This window comes from Streptomyces sp. TLI_55 (assembly GCF_900206255.1).
Taxonomy (GTDB): Bacteria; Actinomycetota; Actinomycetes; order Streptomycetales; family Streptomycetaceae; genus Streptomyces; species Streptomyces aquilus.
Genome location: NZ_OAOJ01000002.1, coordinates 337238 through 353858 on the forward strand (window position 1 = coordinate 337238; position 16621 = coordinate 353858).

Here is a 16621-nt window from a genome sequence, read left to right on the forward strand (position 1 = left end):
CAACCGTTCGGCCGAGAGGGCGCGGTGCGGGTCCCGACGGTCGGTCCTTCGGCTGATCCGCCTGGCCCGGTGGCCGGACCAGGATCGGAAGGGTCCCCGCCCGGCCTGTTCCGTCGTGCTGGAAAGTCTGAAGGTCTCATGTTCCGTTCCGTCCTGCGATCCGTGCTCCGCGACCGGCACAGGTTCCTCCTGCCCGCCCTGGCCGTGCTGATCGGCGTGGCCTGCGTCAGCGGCTCACTGCTGTACACCCAGTCGCTGGCCCGGGGCGCCGCACAGGTGCAGCGGGCCTCGCGCCCCGACGTGTCGGTGGAGGTACGCCCGACCGCCGGGGGCGCACCTCCCGGCGAGGCGTTGCTGCGACGGCTCACCTCGCTGCCCGGCGTCGCCGGCGTGCGGGGCACCCTGCGCGGACGTGCCTTCCTGGTGGCGCGCGACGACACCCTGGTGGGCACGCCGTCCGCTGACGCCGGAGTCGACTACGTACCCGGCGCCCGCGGTGCCGACCCGCGCTACCCGCTGGCCGAAGGGCATGCCCCCGACCGGCCGGGGGAGGTCGCCGTCGACCAGTGGGCGGCCCGCAAGGCGGGGTACCGGGTCGGCGACCGGGTGCGGATCGTCGTCGCCGGCGAGGTCCGCCAGGTACGGCTGACCGGCGTGTTCACCGTGTACGACCCCGCGACCGCCGCCGGCGGCACGCTCATCGCGTTCGACGAAGCCACCGCGCGGACCCTGTTCGCCCCCGCACCCGGCCGGTACGCGTCGCTGACCCTGACCGCCGACCCCGGCGTCCCCCCCGCCGCGCTCGCCGAGCGGGTGACGCGCGAGCTGCCGCACGGCCTGGCAGCCGTCACCCGCGCCCAGCTGGATGCGGAGGCCGCCGCGGCACCCGACCGGGAGAAACTCGGCACGCTGCTGCTGCTGTTCGCCGGGATCGCGCTGTTCGTCTCCGCCTTCCTGGTGAGCAACACCTTCACCATGCTCAGCGCCGTACGCGCCCGTGAACACGCGCTGCTGCGCGCGGTGGGGGCGAGCCGGCGCCGGGTGCTGGGCATCGTGCTCACCGAGGCGGCCGTCGTCGGCGCCGCGGCGGCCGTCGTCGGCTACGGGCTCGGCATCGGCGTGGCCGCCCTGCTCACCCGCCTGTTCGGGGCCGTCGGCGGCCCCGTGAGCACGGCCGCGCCGGACGCCCTGTCGCCGCTGGTGCTGGTGACGGCCCTGTGCGTGGGAGTGGGCTTCACGGCCGCCGCCGCGTTCGTACCCGCGCTGCGGGCCTCCGCCGTCGCACCGGTCGCGGCGCTGCGCACCGACACGCCGGCCGCGGCGCTCTCCCTGCGGCGCCGCAACCGCTACGGAACGGCCGTGACCGCGGGCGGCGCACTGCTGCTGGCGGCCGCCGACGGGGACCTCGGCGTGCTGTGTCTGGCCACACCCGTCCTGCTGGCCGGACTGCTCCTGCTCACCCCGCAGTTGGCGCACTGGGCGACCCGGGCCCTGGGCAGGCCGACGCGCTCTCTTCTCGGCGTGCGAGGGACACTCGCCCTGGCCAACACCCGCCGCAATCCGCGGCGCACCGCCGCGACGGCCGGGGCACTCACGGTGTGTCTGGCACTCGTGAGCGCGGTCACCGTGGCGCTGGCCTCGCTGAGCAGCACCGCCGCGCGGGAGGCGACCGCCGACATGCCGACCGACCTGCGGATCACCGCGGTCGACTACGCGGAGATCGGCACCGGCACCGCGACACAGGTGGCACACCTGCCGGGCGTCGCGGCGGTCAGCGCGGTGCGCGAGGCCGGCATCCGGTTGAGCGACGGCTCGGTGGTGTGGAGCGCCGCGGTGAGCCCGCGGGCGGTGGGCCGAGGCCACCTCGCCCCCCTCACGGTCCAGGCCGGCGACCTGGACGACCTGTCCCACGGCATCGCGGTCACCCGCTCCCTCGCCGCGGAACACGGCTGGCGGCTGGGCGACCGGATCACCGGCCGACGCCTGTCGGACGCGGGCGACACGGTCGGCAAGGACCTGCGGCTGAAGATCGTCGCGGTGTACGACGGCCCCGACGCCCTGAGCCCGGCCCTGTTGCCCGAGAGTGCGGTCGCCGGCAAGGGCGACATCACCTCGGTACTGGTGCGGGCCGAGCCCGGCCGGACGGCGGCGGTGAAGGAGGAGATCCGCCGGACCCTGCACAATCCGCTGCTGGTCGTCGAGGACCGGGCGGACGCGGGAAGGGCCGCCGAGCAGGGCTTCGGCCAACTGCGGTCGGTGCTGTACGCGATGCTGAGCATCACGGTCGCGGTCGCGGCCCTGGGCGTCGCCAACACCATGGGCATGGCGGTCTTCGAACGCAGGCGGGAGATCGGTCTGCTGCGCGCGGTCGGCCTCGACCGGCCGGGGGTGCGGTCGATGCTCCGCGTGGAGTCGGTCCTGGTGTCGGCGCTGGGCGCCGCTCTCGGCATCGCCGCGGGCGGGGCGGCGGGAGCGGCGGCGGTGGTCGGCCAGCACGGGGCGGTGCTCGCGGTGCCGTGGACGTCCCTGCTGGCCCTGTTCGCCGGGGCGGCGGCCGTGGGGGTGCTCGCCGCGCTCGGCCCGGGGGTGCGGGCGGCGGCGGTACCGGTACCGCAGGCGGTCGGCGGCGAGACGGGATGAGCGGGGGTGCCGTAGAAGGACTTGCTGCAGCTCTCAGTCGTGGGTTCCACGAGACGCGGGCCCGCTGACCTGCTCGTCCTCCTTCGTCCGGCGTCGCGTCCGTGTGGCGGCCCAGGGCACGGTGGCCGTTGCGCCCGGTCGGGTGGGCGGCGCGGCGTGCTCGCAGCAACCCGCGCGTTCCGGGCCACAGCCCGGCCACACCACTTCACGGGGTCACCATCTGAGTCCCGAGGCCCGGTTCACCGTGGCCGTGCCTTCGCGTGAGCGCGTACGTAAGCCGACGACTTTGAGTCATTTGACGGTTACCGGGGTGGGCGTCACGACATGAGTCTTTAGTCGCGAAACCGATTCCGGGGTCTTACCCGTCGCCCCGCCATCCGAGAGGGACAACCAATGCCGCTCATCACCGTGGGCCGAGAAAACACGACAGACATCGAGCTGTACTACGAGGACCATGGGACTGGACAACCCGTCGTCCTCATCCACGGCTTCCCGCTCGACGGGCATTCGTGGGAAAAGCAGTCCGCTGCGTTGTTGGCGGCCGGCCACCGCGTCGTCACCTACGACCGGCGCGGCTTCGGCCGCTCCAGCCAGCCCAATAGCGGTTACGACTACGACACCTTCGCCGCCGACCTCAACATCGTGCTGGAAACGCTCGATCTGCGCGACGCCGTTCTTGTCGGCTTCTCCATGGGCACCGGTGAGGTGGGCCGTTACCTTGGCACCTACGGATCCGCGCGCATCGCAAAGGCGGCCTTCCTCGGCTCCCTGGAGCCGTGCCTGCTCAAGAGCGACGACAACCCGGACGGCGCCGCGCCCGCGGAGTTCTTCCAGGGTGTCTCCGACGCGGTCAAGACCGATCGGTACGCCTACTACACCGCGTTCTTCCAGGACTTCTTCAACCTCGACGAGAACCTGGGCACGCGTATCAGTGACGAAGCCGTGCGCAATAGTTGGAATGTGGCCGCGGGCGGCGGCGCCCACGCCGCCGCTGCCGCGCCGCTCACCTGGGGCACCGACTTCCGCCAGGACATTCCCAAGATCGATGTGCCCTCGCTCATCCTGCACGGCACTGGCGACCGGATTCTGCCGATCGAATCCACCGCGCGCTTGTTCCATCGGGCCCTTCCGTCCGCGGACTACGTCGAGATCGAGGGTGCTCCTCATGGGCTGCTGTGGACCCACGCGGAGGACGTGAACAAGGCGCTGCTGGAGTTCCTGGCCAAGTAACGCGGTCGTGCGGTCGACCAGGCGGCGGAGCAACAAGGCCGCCTCGCGCCCTCGCCACTCGCCGCGGGGAGCCAGGCCACCACCTCGGCCATCTCATCGGGGTCGACCGCACGACGCAGTGTCGAACGGGTGTTGAGCCGATTGATGACGCCAACGCCGTGGTCACCAGCGCCCTCGGCAAGACCGCCGAGCGCCGGGGCTGCGCGGCACCTCGCCGACCGGCAGCACCCACATGACCACCCGCCACGACTACGGCGGCGGTGACCGACCGAAGACGATCACCGCACAAGACCAGTCCGTCTGGTCGTACGGAGCTTCTTGTCGAAGGGCGTCTCCTTCTCCGTGAGCTCGTAGAGCTCGGTCGGCTTCTTCTCGGCCTTGAAGCCGCACGCGAGCGGACCGCCGTCGGCCTTCGCGAACGCGGAGACGTCCTTGGCGAGCTCGAACTTGCCTTTGGCAATGGCGTTTCTCGCATGCCATGCCTTCACACCTGGGTCGTCTCCAGCCCTCGCCTGCCCGAAGTGAACCCGTAGCAGCATGAGTTCCGTTGATGGAGTGAATGCACGTTCTCTGCCCGGAAGTCCGATACCCGACCGTCGTGACATGAGGGCATGTTGGAGGGAAGCGAATGACCTTGAAGCGTTTCAAGCGGGCGGCTGTAGTCGTGGCCGCGGTGGCCACCATGGGCGTGGGCGCAGGTTTTGCCGCGCCGCTGTCCGCTTCTGCTGCCACCCAGCCCACCGGTTTCGTCTCCTACTCCAATGGCGGGGCGTACTTCGAGGCCCAAATCGACAACAACCCGGGCAACGGAGCGGCGAGCTGGCTCTGGCAGGCCGATTACACCTACAACGACGCCTACGCCGCTGTCACGCATGTCTACTACACCGATGGCTCGTACGCGGTCTGGGGGCCGACTTACAACGGCACCACCACGGCGAGCCTGCCCAAGGACGTGGCTCGGTTCCAGGTCTGCAAGTGGGCCGCCCCCAGCAACAACCTTGGCTGCAGCGCCTGGAAGTACCTCTAAGCACTACGTGTCGCATCCGGCGCGCGGCCCTGGCAACGAGTCAGGCACACTCGTGCAGCTGGGCACGCGTCAGCAGATCAGGACCATCAGATCTCCCTATTCGCTGACCGTGCTACAGCCCGGCCAGGGCGGTAGCCGATGCCCCGTGGAGCCTTGCGCCGCATAGGCGACCGCCCTTAGCGACCACATGCACGTCGTCGGCCCGCCCCGCGGTCTCCCGGGGTGGCCCTCCGCGTACTGGCCCGGCTGGCGACGTGGTCAGCCCACAACCGCTCTTTTCCGATCGCCTGATCGTTGGTCTGGGTGGGCTGTTGACAGACGCGCAGTGGGCGCGGATCGAGCCGTTGTTCCCGACGGCCGGTATCTGGCCGTTCGCCCATCCCTCGCTGGCAGTCGTCGAAGCCCAGCGGCACCCCGGTCTGGCCGGCACCAGGGTCGACTTCTCCGGCCGGCTGGGCCGCACCCTGCACCTCGCCACCGCCGGGCTGCTCACCTGCGGATCGCGGGTCAGTCCTGATCCTCCGGCAGACCCAGCTCCTGTGCGATCCCCCTGACTGCATGGGCAAGGGGACGGCCAGGGTGCGGAATCCGCCTGGAGGACTGCCCTGATGCCGTAGCAAGCGATACCTGCGCTCGCACACGGCCAGGGCGTCCGCGACGGTGGCGTACCCACCGGTTCCGTCTGTCAGACCAGACGCCGCCGCATCCACCAGACGCACAGCGCGGTGAGTGCCGCCGCGAGCACCAGGCAGAGGCCGGTCTCCACCGCCTGAAGCGGCCACAGGTGTGAGGCGGGGTGGTAGTCGGCCCAGTGGCCGGTCCGTCCATGGGCGGCGAGGCACTTGTCGAAGTCGCCGGCCGAGTAGCAGCTGTTGACGTCGGAGACCCGGGCGCCGGAGGGGGAGAGGGCGCCGTCGGACATCACCCAGGCGTCGTCGGGACCCGGGATCGCGCTGGTGTGTTGCTGGTTGACGGTCACCGTCGGCAGCAGGTACCCGCGGATCCGGTCCAGCAGGACGAGCAGCCCGGCGCCCACGACCAGCGTGGCCGCCATCGCGGCGACGGTGCGCCGCAGCAGCAGGCCGAACGTCACGCCCACCACGAACAGCAGCACGGACAGACCCACCACCACGGGACCGATGCCGTAGTAGGGATACCACTGGTACCAGGGGAATTGGCCTCCCATCACGTCCGCCACCGGGTACCACCACCAGGTCATGGCCAGGGCCAGGACGGCACTGATCACTGCGGTCATGGCCGCTGGCACGGCGAGTTTCGCCAGGAACCAGCGCACTCGGGACACCGACTGGGAGCAGGCGGTCCGGTAGGTGCCGGTCTCCAGTTCCTGGGCCAGCTGGGGGCCTCCGAAGAACAGGCCGAACAGCAGCGGCAGGACGACCATCACCTGGAGTGGACGGCGCATCGGGTACTGGTAGTCGGCGCCGAAGGAGATGATCTTCGTGAAACAGGGTGAGGAGGGATCGATGACGCCGCGGCACGTGTCCAGGTGCCGCTGATCGATGGCCGTTACCGTCTGCTGGTGGCGGACCGCGGTGTAGACGGCCACCGCGAGGGCGATGACAAGCCCGATCCAGAAGGCGGCACGGTTCTGCCGCCACACCAGCCAGGTGAGGCCGCGCAGCCGAACACTGCGAGGCCGGAGGAGGCTGGAGGTGGTCATGCGGTCACCTCCGCGGACCGCGCGGCGGCGGTGTCGACGCTCGCGGTCGCCGTGATCAGTGGGGGTACGTCGGTGGTGCGCAGATGGGCGAGCAGAAGATCCTCCAGACCGGGTGGGCCAACCTGCCAGCCGCGCGGCAGCGGGCCGCGGGGGCGGACAAGTGCCGTGAACCGGCCGTCGGGCGTCCGGCGGCTCTCTACGACCTCGTGCCCGGTCAGTTCCGACTCCCGGCTGCTGTCGGCATCGGGCGCGGACACCAGGCGGTGGGCATCGCTGATCGCGTCGATCTCGCCCGCCACCCGGACAGTGCCGTCTCTGACGAGGACGAGATAGTCGCAAGCACCTTCGAGTTCGGCGATCATGTGGGAGGACATCACCACGGTCGTGCCGTTCTGGGCGGCGTCGTGCAGGAGCATTTCCGTCATCTGGCGCCGCACCAGTGGATCGAGATCGGCCATCGGCTCATCGAGCAGGACCAACTCGGGCCGCTTGCTCAGTGTCAGCGCGAAGGCGACGCGAGTGCGCTGGCCTCCGGAGAGCGTTCCGACCCGCGCGGACAGCGGTACGTCACCCTCGGTGATGATCCTCTCGGCCCGTGCCTGGTCCCAGGAGGGGTTGAGTTCGCGCCCCATGCGCAGGATCTCCTCGACTCGGAAGCGCTTGTAGAGGGCCTTGTCCTGGCTGAGGAAGGCCGTGCGCCGCCGTGCGGCGGCGCTGGCGGGGGCATCGCCGAACACGCTGATCATTCCGGTGCTCGGGGTGAGCAGGTCCGTGGCCAGCGAGAGCAGGGTGGTCTTGCCCGCGCCGTTCGGTCCGACCAGGGCGCATATCCGCCCGGCGGGCAGCCGGAAGGAGCAGTCTCGTAGCGCCCAGCCGCGGCGGTACCGTCGGCCCAACCCGACGGCCTCCAGTGCGTATTCGGTCACGACGTGTGCCTCTCATGTGCACAGGTGTGAGGGAGCGAGGGTGGAGCGGAGGTGAACGGGGTGAGGTGGGGAGTGAACGTCTTCATGGTCGGCAACGCTAGGGGCTGGGAGAGGCCGGGACTTCGGCCGAAGGTCGGTGGATGCGACCCGGCCGATGTCGAAAGACAGGCGTTCCGCGCCTCGGGGTCATACCAAAGTATGTGTGCGTTACCCGCGTTCGTGGGCACCACGTGTCCCGTGGCGGGCCGGCAGCCCCCTCCGCCGGGGCCGTGGATCGTCGGCGCAGCACGGTCGAGGTCGTCCGCAGATCCGGCGGTCTATGTGGTGGTGAGGTAGGCGCGTTCGATCGTCTGGACCAGCGTGTTGCCCTGGGCGTCGGTCAGTTCGGCCCGCAAGGACACCGACCCCGCCTCGGCCGGGTGCCGCAGGGACAGATGAGTACCGCCGACGGCCTCGGCGGACCGCCAGGTGTTCCCGTTGTCGTAGGAGACGGCGAAGGAGAGCTTCCTGAGCCGGTGTCCCGCGGCTGCGCCCTCGATGTGGAAGGGCACATCGAACCTCTGGCCCGCCTTGGCGGTGCTGGCCTGCGTCAGGCGGGGCGTGAAGCGGACGACGGACAGCGGCAGCGTGGACCACGCGCCCTGCGGTGTCTCGGCGGAGCGGAAGGTCCACACCGTCCTGACCCGGGTGCTGACCGGTGTGGACGCGGGATCACGGGTGGAGTCCAGGGTCATCCTGTAGGTGCTGTCCTTCGCGGGCACCGTGTACTGGGCGACGCCCTCGGTCGGGGAGACGCCGTTGGGTTCGGGGACCTCCGTGCCGTCGACCTGGAGGGAGCTCGTCCGCAGTGTCCCGGCGTGGGTGTTCCAGTGCCGGGCGCCGTCGTTGTACTGGGGCAGGTAGGCCCGGATGACGTCGCCGTTCCGTGCGATGCCGGGGGTGAGGAAGGGCGGCGCGGTGCGCGTGTTGCCGAGGGCCGGGCCGAAGACGCCGACGTTGAACCGTTCGGTGTAGTGCTCGCCGGCCCGGTAACTGCCGGTGGTCCACAACTCGGTGTCGGGACCGGAGCCCGTCTCGACGAGGAAGTTCCACTTGATGCCGTCGCCGAGGACGTAGTCGGTGCCCCGCAGCGGCAGGGTCCCTGGCACCGGTGTGCCCAGGGCGGTGAGCTCGCCGTCCGGTGTGAGGGGCTGCGCGAAGAGGGCGACGGGCTCACCCGCGGTGGGCGACCCGATCCGGAAGTCGACCGTGGCGAGTTGCCGCTGGGCGACCTCGGTGCTGAAGCCACCGAGCGAACCGGTGCGTTTCCACGCCAGGTGGTAGTTCACGGGCCGGTCGGCGTCCTGGTGGCTCCAGGTGCCCGCGTACTGGGCGTAGGCCTGGTCGGCGGGCAGTTCGGGACCGAGCTGCCCGACCGTGAAGCTCTTGAAGTCGGGGTAGCTGTAGGTGAAGAGGCCCGGGTCCAGACCCCTGCCTCGCTGCCATCCGACGGTGATCAGCGCATCGACGTTCGTGGCCGCGGGATCGGGCAGGGTGGCCTGGACCGGCCGGGTCTGCCGGGCGTCGAAGGTGACGGTGGTGTCCTTGTCCAGCCGCAGCCTCGGCTGGAACAGCAGCGCGTGGCTGGTGGACTGGAAGCCGGGGTGGATCATGTCGCTGAGGGAGTAGTCGCCCTTGGGCAGCCGGACCGTGAGTGCGCCGTCCTGTTCGTCGGCGTAGGAGGCGTGGAAGTCGCCGTCCACGCCCTGGACCTCGGTCACGGCGTCGGCCGTGGGAACGCCGTTCTCGTCGACGTGCTTCAGCGTCAGGCTGTACATCTCGACTTCGCGCTCCACTCCGACGGCGGTGCGCACCTCGGTTTTGCCGTCGGCGGAGACGGCGGACACCGAACCGCCGAACGTGCCGTCGCTGCTCCCGGCCCGGGTGTCGGCCGTGACGGTGGCGCTCGCCTCGCCGTCCGCGGGAACGGTGAGCCGCTGCGGAGAGAGGGTGAACATGCCGTCGGCCGCGGGCTTGCCGTCCGCCGAGAGCGCGTCGACGGACAGGTCCAGCGTGACCGGCTCGGTCCCCAGGTTGCGGTACGTGAGCTGCTTCCTCACCGGCTCGTCATCGCCATGCGGCCATTCCTGCCGGCCGAAGTCGAGCGGCCCCTGCTCGGTGACGACGTGCTGCCCGAGAGCGCGGGCGACATCGGTACGGCCGGTGCCCTGCTGGAACGAGCTGTACGCCCCGGGTACGGCGGAACCGGTCAGGACCGCCTTGATCCGCTCGCCGCTCCAGTCGGGGTGCTGCTGGGCCACGAGGGCGGCCGCGCCGGCGACGTGCGGGGTCGCCGCGGAGGTGCCGTCGAGGGTGATGTAGCCCGGTATGCCGGAGGGGTTCGCCGTCTCCAGCACGCTGCCGGGGGAAGCGGCCGCCGTGATCGCGACACCGGGCGCGGTCAGGTCGGGTTTGACCCCGCTGTCTCCGACCCGTGGGCCGCGGCTGGAGAAGTCCGCGAGCCGGTCCGTCTTGTCGACGGCGCCGACGGTGAGCGCCGCCGCGGCGCTGCCCGGGGTTTCGATGGTGTGCTCGCCCGGCCCCTCGTTCCCGGCCGCGACGACGAAGAGCGTGCCGGTCTCGGCGGAGAGCCGGTCGAGCGCCTCCTCCACCGGATCGGTGCCGGGAGTGTCCTCACCGCCGAGGCTGAGGTTGACGATGTCGGCGCCCTGGGCCACCGCCCACTCCATGGCGGCCATGACGCCGGATTCCTCGCCGCTCCCGCGGTCGTTCAGGACCTTGCCGTCCAGGATCTTCGCCCCGGGCGCGACGCCCTTGTACGTGCCGCCGGACCCGGCCCCGGTCCCGGCGACGATGGACGCCACATGCGTGCCGTGGCCGAAGCGGTCCTTGATGTCGGGGGAATCGGAGAAGTTCTGCTCCGCGATCACCTGACCCGCCAGATCCGGGTGGTCCTTGTCCACCCCGCTGTCCAGCACGGCGACCTTGGTGCCGGTGCCGTCATAGCCGGCGGCCCAGGCGATGGGGGCGCCGATCTGCGGGACGCTCTTGTCGAGGGCGGTCCGCAGAGCGCCGTCCAGCCATACCTTCCTCACGCCCGTCGAGGCGGCGAACTCGCCGCTGGAACGCCGATGTTCCGGTGCGCCCGCTGCCGAGCTCGTCCCGGTCAGGGCGTCCCAGAACGCGGTACCGCGCTTCTTGACGGTGTGCACCGCCGTCCCGTTCACGACCGGCAGCGTGCGCCGGATCTGCGCCCCGGTCCCGGTGAACATACTCGTCGAGCGCTTCCCCCGGTCCCGGAACGTGACGATGAGGGGCAGGTCGGACCGGTGCGCGTCGTCGTAGCGGTCCGCCACCAGCTCGGTCACGTCGAACAGCCGCGGGTCCAGCCTGCCGGTCGCCAGCAGCAGTTCCGCGTCGCCGGGTATCACGTGGGTGTGTCCGGCGACCTTCCGCACCGAGTACGGGACGCGCTCCCGGCCCGCCGCCCGCTTCACCCCGAGCACCTGGCCGGCCGCGCTCACCATGACCCGGTCCCCGGTGATCAGCGTCACCGTCCTCGACGCCTTCGCGGCGTTCGCCGTATCGGCGGCACCCTGGGGCGCTGCGGCGGCTCCACTCACTAATCCCGAGGTGAGCGCTAGGGTGAGGGCGACGGCCCCCGTGATGTATCCGCTGGGTCTACGCATGAAAACGGCTCCTGTCCGTCGTCTTGGGGTGGCACAAGGACCGGTTCGCCGAAGAGCTGATCGGACGGGCCGACCCGGCGGGCGAACCACCTTGCCTGTACGAGGCCGCAGCGGACCTCGTGACCATGGGGGAAGCCGCCGACCAGGAACGGTCAGCGCATCCGGGGCGCGTGCGGCAGCCGCTTCAAGTACGGCGCGGAGAGGCCCCGGACACCTGCCCACGGCAGGGCGGCACCCCGCCCCGAACACCCTGAAAATGCTCGGCAAGCGCTACGCGCCCCACTTCCGTCCTGGAGTTCACACGGAGTAATGGGCGTGGCGACACGTTTCTTACATGCAGAAGGGCGAGGACCTCAGTGACCGGTGTCACGCCGGGGATGCGCCGAGCCGCCTGCTGCAACGGGGGACAGGGTACGGCGATTCACACACTCTGCCTGTGATGCGGCTACCCCAAGAGCGTCAACCTGGTGTCCTCGGCCACCAAATGCGCTCAGCTGCGCTGTTCACCGACAAGATGGGAGACGGCTCGGCCAACTTCGGCCTTCTCGCCGACGCCCGCAGCGTGCCCAATGGGCCAGGCGACGGCTTCTTCGTGACCCTGCCGGGATACGAACACTGCACGTCCGCGGCAACGACCTGCAGTGGAAAAAGATCGGCAGCCAATGCGAGCGCCAGCCGGCACATGACCGCGCGGGAGCCGGCCGCCGGGTCGGCCCCCACGCCTGACCGCGGGTCAATTCGTCAGAGACCGCCACCGCTTTTCCTGCGCGGGGTCGATACTGCTCAGCCACACCAACGTCTCCCCGATCAGCCCTGGCTTGTCCCGCGCGGCCAGAGCCGGTGATTCCAGCATGTCGGCCATCTCCTCCAGATAGGTGACCAACGTGTCGCGCTCATCGCCGGGGGCTTCGTTGTAGCGGGACCAGCGGCCCAGGTAACCGGTCGCAGCGTCCAGGTAGAGGCCTGAGGAGCCATCGGACGGCCCCAGGGCGATCACCGGAATCCAGGTGGCGTTCCACACGGTGATCCGTTCCTCTTCAGGGCGCCCGGAGTTGAGGGCGTCCCGCGAGACCTGCGCGTCCATCTTCATCCGGTAAAGGGCCCGCACGGCATCCAAGGTCATCAGAGCCTGGTTGCCCGGCAGGCACCCCCACCCATGGGCCCCGTCATCGCCCGCGGTCAACAGCCACAGGGCGCGCAGCTCCACGGGTATCCGCACTCCGAGTTCACCTTCCACGGCGGCGACGGCAGCGGAACTCGCGCCGGCCCGAAAAGCCGCGTGAGAGACGGGGGCGTGGGTCTGGAGCCACCCAGTGATGCGCCGCCAGGCGTCCGCCACCTCCCGGACGGTGACCGCCTCCACACCGGGATCAACAGCCCGCTCCTGCCCCTGCTGTTCAGGCTCGCGAGCGGTGTCTGTCGCGGGCTGAGCGAAGGAGGCCGGGGTCACGAATCGGATCTCAATCCTGTCGGGCTCACGGATGTAGCCGACGGCCAGGGTGGGGCAGTCCTCGAAAAGATCGCCGTCGATCATCACGTTGAGGATGCCGGGCAGACTCGAGGGCTCACCCAGATCCGGATCATCCGCCAGCCGGCCGGCCGGGACCTTCAGCGCGTAAGGCACACCGTCCCCGAGCTGAGAAACGGTCTGGCGGACGTGCGGGGGAATCTCGACGTTCACGGCCAAGTGCTCCTTGTGGGCCGGGATGGGTGCACAGCCCCAACACGGTAGGACGCGGAAGTTGACGGTAGCCCAGACGTACCCGCTCACCGCGCCAGGTTCAGTGCGCTACCAGTACAGCGCGCGCATCCGAGTCAAAGCCCTGTTGGCCCACACCAAGAACCCGGCGAAGAAGACGGCAACCAGGACCGCGAAGACGGCCTCCGCCCGCCAGAAGACCGTGGGCCCCAAGCTGCCCGGCGCCTGAATCCGCTCGCCGTGTCTCCGGCTGGTGGGGTGGGTCTGTCGGGCGCCGACACAGAAGGCGAAGCCCCAGGCCAAGAGCAGCGATCAGCGTACGAAGGCACGGCGAGAGGGGAATTGAGCGGGCCCGGACACGCGCCGAGGAAGCTGGAGAGGAGCTCCGCCGAAGTCAGACCATCCTCCGCGAGGCGGCCGATGCCAAAGAGGCCGCAGCCACCAGCGTGCGAAGAACGCGGGCGCGGGTGGCCGGACGGCCTCGTCGCAGCGGCGCCGCCACTGAACGAAGCGGCGCCCGCTGCGACGGCTGCCGAGGCGGTGACCCGCGCTCGGTGCGATCAGTACGCGTCCTTCGGGAGGTCGTCGAGACCGCTCGTCTCGAACTCGGCGTCGCTCATCGCCGCCCCGCCGAGGAAGCTGTTACCTGGACGAGGACAACCTCGCCCTCCTCGACGGGGCGACCTTCGTCTTCCTCGCCTCCGACGATGCGGCGAGCGAGCCCGCCGTCATGGACTGGCTGGAAGGCAACGACGTGCCGTTCATCGACGTCGGCATGGGCATCGAGGAGATCGACGGTCGGCTCAGCGGGCTGCTGCGCGTGACGACCAGCCTGCCCGGACGGCGTGAACAAGCACGCGGACGGATCCCCGCCCCCGCTCCTGAACGCGACGCCTACGCACGCAACATCCAGACCGCCGACCTCAACGCCCTCAACGCGATCCTTGCAGTCAACCGCTGGAAACGCTTCCTCGGCGTCTACGCAGACGCGACCGCAGAAGGCTTCGCCACCTACTCGCTGATCACCAACGAGATCGCCAACGAGGACCTTGCATGACTGCTGTCAGTCGCCTGCGCCCGGCATTCGTCGAAACCTTTCCGGCCTCCATGGATCCAGGCGTGCTGTACATCTCCATCTCGTACCGCACCTGCGGCCACCTGTGCTGCTGCGGCTGCGGGGAAGAAGTCATCACACCACTGTCACCGGCGCAGTGGTCTTTCACCTACAACGGCGAGACGGTGTCCCTAGCACCCTCGATCGGGAACTGGGCGCTTGTCTGCCGGTCCCACTACTGGATTCGCGAGGGCAAAATCCGCTGGAGCCGCCGCTACTCGGACGCAGAGATTGCCGACAACCGTGAACGCGACCGCCGCCAGCTCGACGAGGCCATCGCCGACTCCGCCCCCACCCCCCTGGCCAGACTGCGACAGCGCCTGGACCGGTGGCGTTGGTGAGGGGACGCTTCAGCGCCGGACGTGCGTCACGAGGATTCCTCGAGGCGGATCGCGTGAACGCTGCCGTTCTTGGTCACGATGTACAAGACACCGCCCGACAACTGAGGAACGCCCTGCTCGGCAGGCTCCCACACCAGGCCCGCGTCGATGGCCCCAAGACGGCGACGGGTCTGAAGATCCCATCCCTGCAGTACTCCCGCACGGCTCACCGCCCAGGCAGCGCCGCCCGTTACGTAGGCGGGCGCCTCGAATGATGCCGCCGGCCGGGCGGGCGCATCCCACACCTTCTCTCCCGTCGCGTCCGACAGCACGAAGATCCTGCCAGGGTCCCAGGCCGCAACGAGTATCTCTTCACCCGCAGCCACCAGGCGGGCCCGAAGGGCCTTGGCCACTTTGACTGTCCAGCGGTTCTCACCGGACAGGGCGTTCCAGGAGGAGACGTGGCCGTCCTGGTGGGCTAGATGAAGCGTGGTGTGCGACGACAGCATGCCCACAACAGGACCGGGCAGCTGCTCCCGCCGCACGAACGCCCCGCTGTGCACGTCGTAGGTGCTCAGCCACGGCGCTTCTTCCCGCTCACCGGGAGAGATCACGTACACGCTGTCAGCGCTGACCAGCCACCGCTGTGCAGAAGCGAGACGGATCGGTCCGGCCCAGCGTGGGCGGCGCTTTTCGGTGTCGAGAGCCAGCAGGGTCCACGGCCTGGACGCGTCGCAGCCGGTCCAGGTGACGAACACGCAGTCACCCACGACACGCGGAGTCTCCAGGAACCCAGACACCGCCGGCTCCGGCCGCCAGCTCCACAGGCGCCGCCCCGAAGCCGTGTCGTACACGTGCAAGACGCCCTGCAGATCAGGCACGTAGAGAGTGCCACGAGCACACACCGCCTGTCCCGCCGCGCACTTGTCGATCCGGGGACCGGTCTCCAGACCGGTGTGCAGGCTGCGAGGACGCAGCGCGCTCCCGATCGCCGAGGCGAACACGGTGGTGCCGTCCACCGGGGGCTGATTGTCGTAGCCCATCGACTTCGGCTTCCACAGCGCCTTGCCGGAAGCAGTGTCAAGGGCGTGCAGAACGTGGCCGTCCACGACCAGCAGAGTGCCGTCATGAACGCGTGGCTGGCGGGCATGCGGCCGTAAGAGGCCGGGGTGCGACCACACGACACGAGGAAGCCTCGACCCGCCAGCCTGCCCGCGGCGAGGCCGGGGCAGCGGCACTGTCACCTTCGGCGTCTCGTCACGGATGAACGGTGCGCCGCGCAGAGCCCGAAGCAAGGATTCCCGGTTCACAGTCGCCCCGGCGGGAGCGTAGTCACTTGCGCACTCCCGCAGCCGGGAGAAGAGCGCATCCCCATCGGCTGCCCCTGTCAGGCAGGCCATCGACTGCAGCCGTTCCACCGCCGCGGTCCGGTCAACAGGCCGTACGCCCTCCAAGCGCAGCTCAAGAACCGAAAGGTGCGCCAGAAGCCGCCACGTCAGGGCATCGCAAGCAACTCCCGAATCAGGAGCACCATGGGCCACGGCGGCCGAGATCAGGGACTGAAGGTCCCAAAGCGCGCGGTGAGCGGACTTGTTCAGCCGTCCCGGCTCGGCCACGCGGTGTCGGAACGCACCAGCACTTCCAGCAGCCGCAGCAGCTGTCGTCAGAGTTTGCACCGATGCCGCCCGTGGGAAAGGCGCGGCCACGGCCAGAGCCAGATGCCAGCGGCCCGCGCACAGATACGCCCACTGCTGCTGCAGGGTGGCCAGGAAAGACCGCATCAGCTCGACCGATGAGGAGTCGCTGACAGCGAGCCGGGGGCGGCGCCGCACAGCGATCGACAGATAGTGCAACGCACCGTTGCCCGCACGCCCCGTCACCACATAGTCGTCCACCGCTGTCACGGCACGAGCCTGGAACCGTACCTCGACGGGCGTGACATGGTCGCCCAGACCGGGCACCGGCGTTTGCGTCAGGAGATGCGAAAGCAGCACGGCGCCGAAGTGATGCTCGAGCACGGTCCCGCCCCCGCCGGTCGCGTAGGGACTCACGCCTGCGGATGCGCTCATTGGCCGTTATGCCCTTCCCGGATGGTGCCGTGCAGGTGCCGGTCGCCGCGCCGTGCCGCAGCCTGGACTGGCTGTGACGTCGCTCAGCGGCCCCAGCATGTTGGCCTCAAGCGGCCCCAGTTGGAGGGTCGCACGGACGCATTGCGGGGTGGTGACGGGGTGAAATGGCCCCACCCCGGCTCTTGCGGTGAGACGGTTCCTGTGGTCTCCGGCAGGGGCGGTGCTG

General features: G+C 69.9%; 13 protein-coding genes. 7 read left to right on the plus strand and 6 right to left on the minus strand.

Features of this window, described 5'->3' with window-relative positions; all coding sequences use genetic code 11:
• Window positions 1-138: 138 nt before the first annotated feature.
• Window positions 139-2640, plus strand: coding sequence for an FtsX-like permease family protein (locus CRP56_RS44360; protein WP_097275554.1), 2502 nt, complete (start codon window positions 139-141; stop codon window positions 2638-2640).
• 393 nt (window positions 2641-3033) lie between these two features.
• The gene (locus CRP56_RS44365; RefSeq protein WP_097275557.1) at window positions 3034-3870 is read left to right on the plus strand and encodes an alpha/beta fold hydrolase; all 837 of its coding nucleotides are present in this window, start codon (window positions 3034-3036) and stop codon (window positions 3868-3870) included.
• Window positions 3871-4148: 278 nt separating this feature from the next.
• On the opposite strand, the gene CRP56_RS44370 is transcribed toward CRP56_RS44365, so the two are convergent.
• Window positions 4149-4358 carry a hypothetical protein gene (locus tag CRP56_RS44370; RefSeq protein WP_097275559.1) on the minus strand — a complete coding sequence of 70 codons (210 nt, stop codon included), beginning with the start codon at window positions 4356-4358 and terminating at the stop codon, window positions 4149-4151.
• 140 nt (window positions 4359-4498) lie between these two features.
• Here CRP56_RS44370 and CRP56_RS44375 point away from each other — a divergent pair, with 140 nt between their 5' ends.
• A complete protein-coding gene (locus CRP56_RS44375) occupies window positions 4499-4897 on the plus strand; it encodes a hypothetical protein (RefSeq protein ID WP_097275561.1) in 399 nt (132 codons plus the stop codon).
• Window positions 4898-5208: 311 nt separating this feature from the next.
• Entirely contained in the window at window positions 5209-5451 is a 243-nt protein-coding gene (locus CRP56_RS47895) for a hypothetical protein (protein WP_257042292.1), read from the plus strand.
• Between the two features lie 131 nt (window positions 5452-5582).
• On the opposite strand, the gene CRP56_RS44385 is transcribed toward CRP56_RS47895, so the two are convergent.
• From CRP56_RS44385 to CRP56_RS44400, 4 genes are all read right to left on the minus strand, one after another.
• Window positions 5583-6578: an ABC transporter permease gene (locus tag CRP56_RS44385; protein ID WP_097275563.1), complete on the minus strand. Its 996-nt coding sequence runs from the start codon at window positions 6576-6578 to the stop codon at window positions 5583-5585.
• Window positions 6575-7504 carry an ABC transporter ATP-binding protein gene (locus tag CRP56_RS49490; RefSeq protein ID WP_097275565.1) on the minus strand — a complete coding sequence of 310 codons (930 nt, stop codon included), beginning with the start codon at window positions 7502-7504 and terminating at the stop codon, window positions 6575-6577. Before CRP56_RS49490 ends, CRP56_RS44385 begins: the two co-directional genes overlap by 4 nt.
• Window positions 7505-7821: 317 nt before the next feature.
• The gene (locus CRP56_RS44395) at window positions 7822-11193 is read right to left on the minus strand and encodes a S8 family peptidase (protein WP_097275567.1); all 3372 of its coding nucleotides are present in this window, start codon (window positions 11191-11193) and stop codon (window positions 7822-7824) included.
• A 733-nt stretch (window positions 11194-11926) separates the two neighbouring features.
• Window positions 11927-12874: an SMI1/KNR4 family protein gene (locus tag CRP56_RS44400; protein WP_097275569.1), complete on the minus strand. Its 948-nt coding sequence runs from the start codon at window positions 12872-12874 to the stop codon at window positions 11927-11929.
• A gap of 61 nt (window positions 12875-12935) precedes the next feature.
• Here CRP56_RS44400 and CRP56_RS47350 point away from each other — a divergent pair, with 61 nt between their 5' ends.
• From CRP56_RS47350 to CRP56_RS44415, 3 genes are all read left to right on the plus strand, one after another.
• On the plus strand, window positions 12936-13121 hold the full coding sequence (locus tag CRP56_RS47350; RefSeq protein ID WP_143665018.1) for a hypothetical protein: 186 nt from the start codon (window positions 12936-12938) through the stop codon (window positions 13119-13121).
• Window positions 13122-13622: 501 nt separating this feature from the next.
• The gene (locus tag CRP56_RS44410; RefSeq protein ID WP_097275573.1) at window positions 13623-13949 is read left to right on the plus strand and encodes a hypothetical protein; all 327 of its coding nucleotides are present in this window, start codon (window positions 13623-13625) and stop codon (window positions 13947-13949) included.
• A complete protein-coding gene (locus CRP56_RS44415) occupies window positions 13946-14347 on the plus strand; it encodes a DUF6527 family protein (RefSeq protein WP_143665019.1) in 402 nt (133 codons plus the stop codon). The genes CRP56_RS44410 and CRP56_RS44415 overlap by 4 nt, the downstream gene beginning before the upstream one ends.
• 26 nt (window positions 14348-14373) lie before the next feature.
• On the opposite strand, the gene CRP56_RS44420 is transcribed toward CRP56_RS44415, so the two are convergent.
• Window positions 14374-16395: an outer membrane protein assembly factor BamB family protein gene (locus CRP56_RS44420; protein ID WP_097275577.1), complete on the minus strand. Its 2022-nt coding sequence runs from the start codon at window positions 16393-16395 to the stop codon at window positions 14374-14376.
• Window positions 16396-16621: the final 226 nt, after the last annotated feature.

Coding starts and splice junctions, on each gene's coding strand:
- CRP56_RS44360 (WP_097275554.1), top strand. CDS start 139: ATGTTCCGTTCCGTCCTGCGATCCGTGCTCCGCGACCGGCACAGGTTC.
- CRP56_RS44365 (WP_097275557.1), top strand. CDS start 3,034: ATGCCGCTCATCACCGTGGGCCGAGAAAACACGACAGACATCGAGCTG.
- CRP56_RS44375 (WP_097275561.1), top strand. CDS start 4,499: ATGACCTTGAAGCGTTTCAAGCGGGCGGCTGTAGTCGTGGCCGCGGTG.
- CRP56_RS44385 (WP_097275563.1), bottom strand. CDS start 6,578: ATGACCACCTCCAGCCTCCTCCGGCCTCGCAGTGTTCGGCTGCGCGGC.
- CRP56_RS44395 (WP_097275567.1), bottom strand. CDS start 11,193: ATGCGTAGACCCAGCGGATACATCACGGGGGCCGTCGCCCTCACCCTA.
- CRP56_RS44410 (WP_097275573.1), top strand. CDS start 13,623: ATGGACTGGCTGGAAGGCAACGACGTGCCGTTCATCGACGTCGGCATG.
- CRP56_RS44415 (WP_143665019.1), top strand. CDS start 13,946: ATGACTGCTGTCAGTCGCCTGCGCCCGGCATTCGTCGAAACCTTTCCG.
- CRP56_RS44420 (WP_097275577.1), bottom strand. CDS start 16,395: ATGAGCGCATCCGCAGGCGTGAGTCCCTACGCGACCGGCGGGGGCGGG.